This is a genomic window from Xanthomarina sp. (assembly GCF_035306705.1).
Taxonomy (GTDB): domain Bacteria; phylum Bacteroidota; class Bacteroidia; order Flavobacteriales; family Flavobacteriaceae; genus Xanthomarina.
Genome location: NZ_DATGNO010000131.1, coordinates 1 through 10,900, shown reverse-complemented (window position 1 = coordinate 10,900; position 10,900 = coordinate 1). Strand labels below are relative to the sequence as shown.

Below are 10,900 nucleotides of genomic sequence, written 5' to 3'. Positions count from 1 at the left end.
TGTTATGAATTATCTACGCCACTTACCACACAACATTTTGTTAATTACGAAAAAGGAGAGGTTTACGGATTAGCCCATGGACCTTCTAGATTTAGACAACCCTTTTTAAAACCGAGAACAGCCATTAAAAACTTTTATTTAACAGGTCAAGATATTGTAACAGCAGGTGTTGGTGGTGCCCTATTTTCTGGAGCATTAACCGCCATGGCCATTACCGGCGAAAACGTATTGAAAAAAGTTTAATAAAAAATAACTTATATAAACCTTACATTTGAATAGGCAAAGTCAAGGATAATCCTATTGAACATTCTGAACTGAATGGTGAAATTCAGCTTCAAATAATTCCTTAAAGTGATTCAATAATTTTTCTTTCACTTCAGTTTCATCCACTTCCCTTTTGCCAAGTTCCACATTAAGGGAAGTAACAGCCTTCCCTCTAATCCCACAAGGAATCATATTATCAAAATACCCTAGATTGGCATTCACATTTAGGGCAAACCCATGCATAGTAACCCAACGACTGGCACGAACGCCCATAGCACAAATTTTTCTGGCAAATGGAGTTCCAACATCCAACCAAACACCTGTTTCTCCTTTGCTGCGTTCAGCTTTCAAACCGTATTCTGCCAAGGTTAAAATAATCATTTCTTCTAATAAACGAAGATATTTATGGATGTCTGTAAAAAAGTTTTCTAAATCTAAAATAGGATAACCTACAATTTGTCCAGGACCATGATAGGTAATATCCCCTCCTCTATTCACCTTATAAAAACTTGCGCCTTTAGCTTTTAATTGCTCTTCGTTGATAAGCAAATTACTTATATCGCCACTTTTCCCTAAAGTGTAAACATGCGGATGCTCCACAAATAAAAAGTAATTAGAAGTGTCTAAATTAGCGTCTTCACGCCTATTTTTAACCTTGGTATCTACAATACTTTTAAATAAAGATTCCTGATAATCCCAAGTATCTTTATAGTCTTTACTTCCTAAATCCTGTAGTTCGATATGTTTATTCATAGCTTGCAAAATTACGATAATTTCTTCTAAATTTTGAAATTGAATTGAAAGCAGATAATAAGTTTTAAATTTAATATCAGTTGCAGTTTTCAGTCACAGGATCCAATTGAATATTTGTTGCAGATATATACAACTCTTGACAACTTAATCACTTTGTGCCTTTGCGGGAAGAAACTAATCGTTCCTGAATTAATGGCAAAAAACTGAAGCTGAAAACTAAAACTTAATTCTTCGGGTTATTCAAAATAACCAGAGCAGCAATAACTCCAGGAACCCAGCCACAAAGCCATAATAAAAAGACAATTACAATAGATCCACAACCTTTATCTATAACGGCTAAAGGTGGACAAATAATGGAAAGTAAAACACGCCAAAAACTCATTTGATTTAATTTATGTGCTCCAACATTTATAAAAAACAAAGGAGGATTAATTGATGAAATATACTTATTAGTAGATAAATCCATCCATTTGTTACAAGAATATTTTACAATATAATAAAATTGATATCCTAACTAATAGTAATTATCTTTGTAGCTTCAAAAAAAATCACAATTACAATATATATGTCGCAATTATCAGAACAAGAATTAGTACGTAGAGACAAACTAACCAAATTACGCGAATTAGGAATCAACCCTTATCCAGCAGATTTATTTCCTTATAATCACACATCCAAACAGGTGAAACAGGATTTTTCTGAAGGTAAAAAAGTGATTGTTGCTGGTCGTTTAATGTCGCGTAGAATTCAAGGAAATGCCAGTTTTGCTGAACTTCAAGATAGCGAAGGCAGAATACAAGTGTATTTTAACCGAGATGAAATCTGTTCTGGAGACGACAAAACAAAATACAATACCGTTTACAAAAAGCTTTTAGATATCGGAGATTTTATTGGTGTTGAAGGCGAATTATTCACCACTCAAGTAGGTGAAAAAACTGTAAAAGTAAAAGATTTCACGCTTTTAAGTAAATCGCTCAGGCCTTTACCTTTACCAAGAACAGATGCTGAAGGAAATGTGCATGATGCCTTTACCGATCCTGAATTACGTTTTAGACAACGCTATGCCGATTTAGTAGTAAACCCACATGTAAAAGAAGTGTTTATAAAACGCACCAAGCTTTATACAGCCATGCGTAATTACTTTAATGATGCTGGTTATTTTGAAGTTGAAACACCTGTTTTACAACCCATTCCCGGAGGTGCCGCTGCAAGACCATTTTTAACACATCATAACAGCTTGGATATACCAATGTATATGCGAATTGCCAACGAATTATATTTAAAACGTCTAATTGTTGGTGGTTTTGAAGGTGTGTATGAATTTGCTAAGAACTTTAGAAATGAAGGGATGGACAAAACTCATAATCCGGAATTTACAGTAATGGAAATTTACGTAGCTTATAAGGATTACAACTGGATGATGGAATTCTGCGAGAAACTTTTAGAACATTGTGCTATAGCAGTAAACGGAACAACCGAAGCTATTTTTGGAGAACATAAAATCAATTTTAAAGCACCGTATGCTAGAGTAACTATGGCCGATTCTATCAAACACTTTACAGGATTTGATATTACGGGTAAAACTGAAGCCGAAATAAGACAAGCTGCCAAAGATCTAGGAATTGAAGTAGATGATACCATGGGGAAAGGCAAGCTTATTGATGAGATTTTTGGTGAAAAATGTGAAGGAAATTACATCCAACCAACCTTTATAACGGATTATCCAAAAGAAATGAGTCCGTTGTGCAAAGAACACAGAGACAATCCAGAATTAACCGAACGTTTTGAGCTAATGGTTTGTGGAAAAGAAATTGCAAATGCGTATTCCGAACTTAACGACCCTATTGACCAACGCGAGCGTTTTGAAGACCAATTGAAATTAGCTGCAAAAGGAGATGATGAAGCCACCGAGTTTATTGATGAAGATTTCCTTCGTGCATTAGAATATGGAATGCCTCCAACCTCTGGAATGGGAATTGGTATGGACCGATTGATTATGTTTTTAACCAACAACCAATCCATTCAAGAAGTGTTGTTTTTCCCTCAAATGCGACCAGAGAGAAAGCAGGTTGAAATGAGTGAAGATGAAAAAGCTGTTTATGCTTTGCTTAAAACCACTTCACCTATAGAGTTGGACACCTTAAAAGCACAATCTGGATTAAGCAATAAAAAATGGGACAAAACCATAAAAGGCTTAACTAAAAGTAAATTGGCTAAAGTTGAAAAGAAAGACGATGGCTTGTTTGTGGAATTAGTTTAATACTAATCCTTTTACATAAAAATTTAATAGGTTTACCAATTGGTGAACCTTTTTTTGTTTCAAAAACAATAGATATGACGTTTTCAAAACACCCATTAAAAACTTAAAACTCGTTATATTCAAATAACATTATAAGGATAATAAGTATCTTAGTGTTTATAAAATACGTTAGCGTTCATGCAGTCGTAAATTATAACTAATAACACATTGCCATGGTTAAAAAGACAAGTCTATCAGAATCTGTAATTCTACGTGATGAGTTTAAACGAAAGTTCAGTTTATGGGAATTATATCGCTCTTTTGTCCTTACTCCAAGGGCCATGTCGAAACTGATTGGAAATAACAAAAATAAATTAGTTGACAAGCATTTTGTTGAGCGTTTGCAGTTAGCCGTAACCGAAGTAAATGGTTGCGCAGCTTGTTCATATCAGCATACACAAATTAAACTTTCTATTGGCTAAATAATAAAGCACGAAACGTTATCAATATAGGCTTTAACTACAGTACCAATAATGACACCGTAGAAATTATGACCATTATTAGAAAACAAGATTTGCAATATCTTTAATCCAAATATTAAAAAAATACATCAAAGGAATTGCAGTCATATAATTTCTTTTTTTATGACATCGCATTATAACATCACAACTATTCCCAATACACGTTTGTCAGTATCTTGAAAACCATTAAATTAGTAGGTGTAGAAAGTTTTATTTATTTCTTATAATTTAAGAAACAGACATCATGAAAAACATACTCGTAAGCATAGATTTCAATAAAGGTGAAGATCTACTTATTGGAAAAGCCGTTGAATTGGCCAACAAATTTCATTCGAAAATATGGTTGATTCATATAGCAGCTCCACAACCGGATTTTGTGGGTTATGGCGTAGGTCCAAAATATATAAGGGATGGTCGCGCTTCAGAACTTAAAAAAGAACATAAAACGCTTCAAGCCTATGCCAACAAACTTATAGACAAAGGTATTGAGGCCGAAGGTTTACTTGTTCAAGGCGCAACCATTGAGATGATAATAGAAGAGTCCAAAAAATTACATATCGATTTGATTATTGCTGGACATCAAGAACATAATTTCATATACAAAGCGTTTGTAGGTAGTGTGTCTGCAGCACTTATTAAAAACTCAAAAATTCCAATACTTATTGTTCCTATAGAATAAAAGCTGTTAAAGATTTAAAAATAAATGAAACAGCAGCAATAAAATATCTAATTTAGTAACTTAGTTTAAATGCCAGATGTTATCAGTTCTAGTTTAGAAGTCCAAAAATGAGATACAAATTAAATATATTTATAAAAGTTGCCCAACATTTAAGTTTCACCTTGGCTTCAAAAGATTTGAATCTCTCGCAACCAGCGGTTTCCAAAACAATTGCAAAACTTGAAGAAGATTATAACACAACCTTTTTTAACAGATCCAGAAACTCCATTTCATTAACCAACGAAGGCAAGATTTTTCTGGATTACGCCCATAAAATCATGAAATTATTTGAAGAGCTTGAGCACAGCTTTTTGTTAAGGGAAGACAACGATTATCTAGAATTTCATTTAGGTTTAAGCACCACGATTGCCACGTATGTGATGCCGAAGGTTTTGGCTAAAATTCAACAGAATGCCCCTAATATTACGTTTCATATAACCAGTAGCAACACGCAAGAAATTGAACAAAAAATTCTAGACCAGAAGCTGGAATATGGGATTGTGGAAGGAAAATCGTCCAACCAGCTTTTAAAGTATTCGAAATTTATAAATGATGAAATTGTACTGGTTACAAGTGCCAATAATCCAAATGGCAAAAACTCGGTAACTAAAAAGGAACTCTCCGAAATTCCATTTGTAAGTCGTGAAATAGGTTCTGGAACACGAGATATTATAGAGGATATTTTACAAAAACACAAAGTTCAAAAATTAAATCACGTCATTACTCTTAATAGTACCGAAGCCATCGAACAATATTTGGAACATTCCAATACCTATGCGCTACTTTCCGTTCATGCGGTCACTGAAAAACTCATTCAAAACAAACTAAAAATAGTGGACATTAAAGGTCTCAGCTTTGAGCGCGAATTCTATTTTGTATGCAGAACTGGTTACCAATCTCAAAAAATGGATTTACTTAACAAACTGATAATGACTAATTATAACTTTTAGTTATACCACATCACAATATCTATTGCTTAAAAGTAATAACTTCTTTTTAATTTCGCATCGCAATAAAAAACAGATGCCATGAAGCGAATTATTCAAATAAGCGTTTTTTTTCTTATTATAGTTTTAGCTGCCCTCAATTTTATATCAAGTCCTGTAGCCCTTGTTTTAGGGTTTCTTTTCACCTTATTTTTAGGGCATCCGTTTCCTATCCAATCTAAAAAAGCCATTAGTTTGCTTTTAAAAATTTCTGTTATTGGTCTTGGTTTTGGCATGTCGGTAACCGAAACCATCAAAACCAGTAAAGATGGATTTATTATTACAGCCTTATCTATTTTTCTTACCATCAGCCTGGGGTTACTTCTAATTAAAGTCTTAAAAATTGATAAAAAACTAGGTTTCTTAATGACTTCTGGAACTTCAATTTGCGGAGGAAGTGCCATAGCAGCTATTTCACCAATAATAAAAGCCGACAGTAAAACAATAAGTGTTGCTATAGGTGTGGTGTTTTTATTGAACTCTATTGCTTTATTGGTTTTCCCTACGCTTGGGCATTTCTTTAATTTATCTCAAACACAATTTGGAACTTGGTGTGCTATTGCTATTCATGATACAAGCTCTGTTGTTGGCGCTGCGTTAGAGTATGGAGACAAAGCTTTGCAAATTGCCACGACAGTAAAATTAGCACGTACTTTATGGATTATTCCATTATCATTTTTTGCTATGGCCCTATTCAAATCTAAAAACCAAAAAATAAAAATCCCTTATTTTATATTAGGATTTATAGCTGCCATGTTAATTAATAGCTACCATTTAATTCCAGAAATTGTTTCGGTTAGTATTGTGGACATTGCAAAAAGACTTCTAGTAATTACCTTGTTTTTGGTTGGAGCAAGTTTAACAATTAGCGATTTAAAGGAAACCGGCCTAAAACCCGTTTTATTTTCAACCATACTTTGGGTGTTTATCAGTATTTTTTCCTTGGTTTTTATTATGAATTTCTAACTAAAAACTTCTTTTCAAAGAGTTTTAAGTCCTTAATATTTAAGAAACAAATTTGTTAAGTTAGAGAAGAATTAAATTAATTTTAATTATCTTATAGTCTCTTTTTGAAAATGAATTAACAGTCATCTTCACTAAAACAATTTAATGCAAAAATCATGAGACTATCCAGAATATTCTTACTACTATTTTTTAGTTTAAATGCAATTCTTATTTCAGCACAAACCATTGATTCCAATAAATCTGTAGTAGATTTTAAAATTACGGGTGGCGGTATTTTTAATGTAAAAGGTACATTTACGGGAATGCAGGGCAATTTTGATTTTCAGGAAACAAATGTTAATAACTCTGGTTTTAATATCTGCATAGATGCAAAATCTATTGATACGGGCAACTCCAAACGAGATGACGATTTACGCTCTGACAACTTTTTTGCAGTGGAAACCTACGCTACTATTTGTTTTAAATCGGTTTCTGTTTCAAAAACCAACAATGGTTATAGTACTACCGGAGAGCTTAGTATTCATGGTGTTACCAAAACGGTAACGATACCTTTTACTTTTAAAAACAACACATTTATAGGTACGATCGAAATACCTCGTCTTGAATATAAAATAGGCGAAGATTATGGAAGTTTTCGTGTTGGCAAAACGGCATCGGTAACCATTACTTGTGTTGTAAAGTCCTAGAAACTTTTAAACGAATTTTTTAAACTATATTTGCAGTCCCCAAATTATTAATATGAAATCAAATTACTTAGCAATTAAATTATTTGTACTTGCACTATTTATAAGTACCACTAGTTTTTCGCAAACTTATAGTCCGTATTTTGGAAACGTAGTTAACAACGTTTCCGCTTCTAATATTTTAAACGATTTAACATCCTTTGAAAATTTTGGAGTAAAAGAAGTAGGCACTCAAGCATTAACCCATGCCGAAAATTGGATTACAGCGCGTTATACAGATTTAGGCTACACCAATATAGAACTGCAAACTTTCACTTATTCGGCAGGCACAAGCAATAATATTATTATCACAAAAACGGGAACTACGTATCCAAATACTTATGTAATAATTGATGCCCACTACGACACCAAAAATGGTCCAGGCACAAACGACAATGGTTCTGGAACGGTTTTAATTATGGAGTTGGCTCGTTTACTTGCAAATGTTCCAACAGAATATTCTATAAAATTCATCCATTTTAGTGGAGAGGAAGATGGTTTGATAGGAAGTAATTATTATGTAAACAACACGGTTATCCCACAAAATTTAGACATTAAGCTAGTTCTTAATATAGATCAAGTTGGTGGAGTAAATGGGATGACAAATAATAGTATAGTTTGTGAAAGAGATCAAAGTAATTCCCCTAGATCCAATAATGCAGCCTCTAACATAGCAACTAATCAATTAGCTGCATGCATAGAATTGTATTCCAGTTTAAATACGGAAATATCGTATGCTTATGGCTCAGATTATGTGCCATTTGAAGATAATGGGGAAGTAATTACAGGTTTATACGAATCTAACGAAACTCCTTATTCTCATGGTCCAAATGATGTTTTGGCCAATATGGATCCCACCTATTTATTTGAAGTAACTAAAGGAACCCTAGGAGCTGCCATGTTTTTTGCTGAAGTAGATTTTAATGCTTTACAAGTAGAATCTTATTCCATAGACGCTTCGATAAATATGTTTCCAAACCCTGTACAACAAACGCTTCACATTAATGTTGATTTAAAAAACAATGAAGTTGGTACGTTTAAATTAATTGATATTTTGGGTAAAGAAGTGCTTAACAAAACACTTGAAACTTCAAGCACGCAAGTAGATATGAGCACTGTAAATAAAGGTGTTTATTTAGCAGTTTTTGAAGTTGGAACGAAAAGAACTACAAAGAAATTAATCGTAAATTAAGTTGAAATTTATATAAAATCATAAAACAGATAAGGTCTTCAAATGAAGACCTTATCTGTTTTAATAAATTCGTACTATCTCTTAATCTCGGATTAAAGGCAAAGTACTACAACGCAATAACCCTTCTTGTTTAGCTATTTCAGCATAAGGAACCTCTTCAACGGTAAATCCTTTTTCTCTTAACCAAGTATTTAATCTGGTAAAGTTTTTTTCAGAAATAACCACGTTCTCAGAAATAGAAAACACGTTGCTATTCATATGATACATTTCGTCTCGAGTGATATGAAATAGATTTTCTTTTCCAAATAAATTCACTAAATACAAATAATCGCTTTCTTCCCTAAAACCACTTTTATAGATAATACCTTTGTCCTTACCAATAGGTTGAAAACAGCAATCCAAATGTAAAGCATTGTCTCTAGGCTCGATTTTAGATTTCACTAAATCGAATTCTTTAACAATTTTATTTGGAAATAAATCTTTGATATATTGAACACCTTCCATATTGGTTCTTGCAGTAATGTAGCTTCTATAATCGCTTCCTTTATAAGTTCCTATAAAAATATGGTCGTTCCAAAGCATGACATCTCCTCCCTCAATATGAACTTCTTCTGGAGGTCTAACAACTTTAGCCGGATCAATTTGATCAATAATGTATTGAATGGCATCTAACTCTTCTTCACGATTTGGAAGAATATTAGCTTTTACAAACACATCGCCAATTACAAAAGCGATATCTCGAGCAAAAATTTGATTGCAATCTTCAATAAGTTCTGGTCTATAAACTTTTACGTCATATTTCTCGAACACTTTGGCAACCGCTTCCATTTCTTTAACCATATCTGTTTCTACAGGATAAGTTCCTGCCTTAATATGCTCTAAAGATTTAGGGTCATAAGCTTGATCTTCTGTTGGAGTTGGACCATTACTTATGGCTGTTCCTAATACAACAGCCCTTAATCTAGATGTTTCGTTATTTACTTTAAGTTTTATCATCATGCTGCAAACCTAATTAATTTATTTGTTTCTTGGTAACACTTGTCATTTTTATAAATAAAAAAAAGCTTCATTAATTAAAAATGAAGCTTTCAAATATTATAAAATCGCATTAACGCTTATCTACACTTTTAAAAGGCCTCAAAGGTTCTCCAACATAAATTTGACGCGGGCGACCAATTGGCTCATTATTTAAACGCATTTCTCTCCATTGTGCAATCCATCCTGGTAAGCGTCCTAAAGCAAACATTACCGTAAACATATCTGTTGGAATACCCATGGCTCTATAGATGATTCCTGAGTAGAAATCGACGTTAGGATATAATTTTCTATCTACAAAATAAGGATCTTGTAAAGCTTCTTTCTCTAGAGCTTTTGCAATATTTAAAATAGGGTCTTCAACTCCAAGGTCGTTTAATATTTCGTCGGCAGCCTTTTTAATAATTTTAGCTCTTGGGTCGAAATTTTTATATACTCTATGTCCAAAGCCCATTAATCTAAATGGATCTTCTCTATCTTTTGCCTTAGACATGTATTTGTCTGTATCTCCTCCATCTTCATTAATGGCTTCAAGCATTTCCAAAACAGCTTGGTTGGCTCCTCCGTGAAGTGGCCCCCAAAGTGCAGAAATACCTGTAGATAGAGATGCAAATAAACCGACATGAGACGAACCTGTAATACGTACTGTCGATGTAGAACAGTTTTGTTCATGATCTGCATGAAGAATCAATAATTTATCCAAGGCATTAACTACAATAGGATTAAACTTGTACTCTTCGTTTGGTTGCTTAAACATCATTTTTAAGATGTTCTCTACATAACCTAAATTTTTATCGCCATAATCTAATGGTAATCCATTCTTTTTTCTAAAAGTCCATGCTACCAATACTGGGAATTTCCCTAATATCTTTACAATGGCCTTATACATATCTTCTTCAGAATTTACATTTACTGAAGACGGATTAAACGCCGTTAAAGCACTTGTAAGAGATGCAATAACTCCCATTGGATGCGCCGATTTTGGAAAGGCATCTACAATTTTTCGTATATCTTCATCTACAATAGATTGAGCTTTAATATCTGAATGAAATTTCTCTAATTGTTCTTTGGTTGGTAATTCGCCAAAAATCAAAAGAAAAGCAACTTCTAGGAAATCGGCTTTTTCTGCTAGTTCTTCAATAGAATATCCTCTGTATCTTAAAATCCCTTTTTCTCCATCCAAAAACGTAATGGCACTTTCGCAAGACCCTGTATTTTTGTAACCTGGATCTAAAGTTATAACACCTTCTGTGTTGCCTCTCAAGTTTTTAATATCGATGGCAATCTCATTTTCAGTTCCCACGATTACTGGGAATTCGTATGTTTTACCGTTAATTTCTATCGTAGCTTTATCTGACATATATTGTATAAATATTATTATGAATTATTGTGCTCTTTAACTTGACGAATTTACGAAATATATCACGATTAATAAAGCACTTAACAAAGGTTTTAACAATAAAAACATTGGTAAAATTGATAGTAAAAAAGAAAGCGATTATCA

General features: G+C 33.2%; 11 protein-coding genes and 1 pseudogene. 8 read left to right on the top strand and 4 right to left on the bottom strand.

All coding sequences use genetic code 11. The features are described 5' to 3' along the window. Positions 1-243 (top strand): annotated as a pseudogene (locus VKY47_RS10850) (FAD-dependent oxidoreductase); the annotation flags it as partial. A 54-nt stretch (positions 244-297) separates the two neighbouring features. Here the strand turns inward: VKY47_RS10850 and lipB are convergent. Next, the gene (gene lipB, locus VKY47_RS10845) at positions 298-1,017 is read right to left on the bottom strand and encodes a lipoyl(octanoyl) transferase LipB (protein WP_324312746.1); all 720 of its coding nucleotides are present in this window, start codon (positions 1,015-1,017) and stop codon (positions 298-300) included. A 223-nt stretch (positions 1,018-1,240) separates the two neighbouring features. Beyond that, positions 1,241-1,399, bottom strand: a complete 159-nt coding sequence (locus VKY47_RS10840; RefSeq protein ID WP_324312749.1) for a YqaE/Pmp3 family membrane protein — start codon at positions 1,397-1,399, stop codon at positions 1,241-1,243. A 183-nt stretch (positions 1,400-1,582) separates the two neighbouring features. Between VKY47_RS10840 and lysS the strand changes: the two genes are divergently transcribed. The 7 genes from lysS (at position 1,583) to VKY47_RS10805 (ending at position 8,361) form a co-directional block, all read left to right on the top strand. Further along, positions 1,583-3,277, top strand: a complete 1,695-nt coding sequence (lysS, locus tag VKY47_RS10835; protein ID WP_324312744.1) for a lysine--tRNA ligase — start codon at positions 1,583-1,585, stop codon at positions 3,275-3,277. Between the two features lie 212 nt (positions 3,278-3,489). Continuing rightward, the gene (locus VKY47_RS10830) at positions 3,490-3,738 is read left to right on the top strand and encodes a hypothetical protein (RefSeq protein ID WP_324312742.1); all 249 of its coding nucleotides are present in this window, start codon (positions 3,490-3,492) and stop codon (positions 3,736-3,738) included. Positions 3,739-4,021: 283 nt separating this feature from the next. Continuing rightward, positions 4,022-4,456, top strand: coding sequence for a universal stress protein (locus tag VKY47_RS10825; RefSeq protein WP_324312740.1), 435 nt, complete (start codon positions 4,022-4,024; stop codon positions 4,454-4,456). Positions 4,457-4,563: 107 nt separating this feature from the next. Beyond that, complete coding sequence (locus VKY47_RS10820; RefSeq protein ID WP_324312739.1) at positions 4,564-5,445, top strand: LysR family transcriptional regulator; 882 nt, start codon at positions 4,564-4,566, stop codon at positions 5,443-5,445. Positions 5,446-5,523: 78 nt separating this feature from the next. Next, complete coding sequence (locus VKY47_RS10815) at positions 5,524-6,447, top strand: YeiH family protein (RefSeq protein WP_324312737.1); 924 nt, start codon at positions 5,524-5,526, stop codon at positions 6,445-6,447. Positions 6,448-6,602: 155 nt separating this feature from the next. After that, the gene (locus VKY47_RS10810; protein ID WP_324312736.1) at positions 6,603-7,133 is read left to right on the top strand and encodes a YceI family protein; all 531 of its coding nucleotides are present in this window, start codon (positions 6,603-6,605) and stop codon (positions 7,131-7,133) included. Positions 7,134-7,185: 52 nt separating this feature from the next. Continuing rightward, positions 7,186-8,361, top strand: coding sequence for a M28 family peptidase (locus tag VKY47_RS10805; protein WP_324312735.1), 1,176 nt, complete (start codon positions 7,186-7,188; stop codon positions 8,359-8,361). An 81-nt stretch (positions 8,362-8,442) separates the two neighbouring features. On the opposite strand, the gene VKY47_RS10800 is transcribed toward VKY47_RS10805, so the two are convergent. Both VKY47_RS10800 and VKY47_RS10795 read right to left on the bottom strand, forming a co-directional pair. Next, a complete protein-coding gene (locus tag VKY47_RS10800; protein ID WP_324312748.1) occupies positions 8,443-9,357 on the bottom strand; it encodes a dimethylarginine dimethylaminohydrolase family protein in 915 nt (304 codons plus the stop codon). A 112-nt stretch (positions 9,358-9,469) separates the two neighbouring features. Then, on the bottom strand, positions 9,470-10,756 hold the full coding sequence (locus VKY47_RS10795) for a citrate synthase (RefSeq protein ID WP_324312734.1): 1,287 nt from the start codon (positions 10,754-10,756) through the stop codon (positions 9,470-9,472). Positions 10,757-10,900 lie beyond the last annotated feature (144 nt).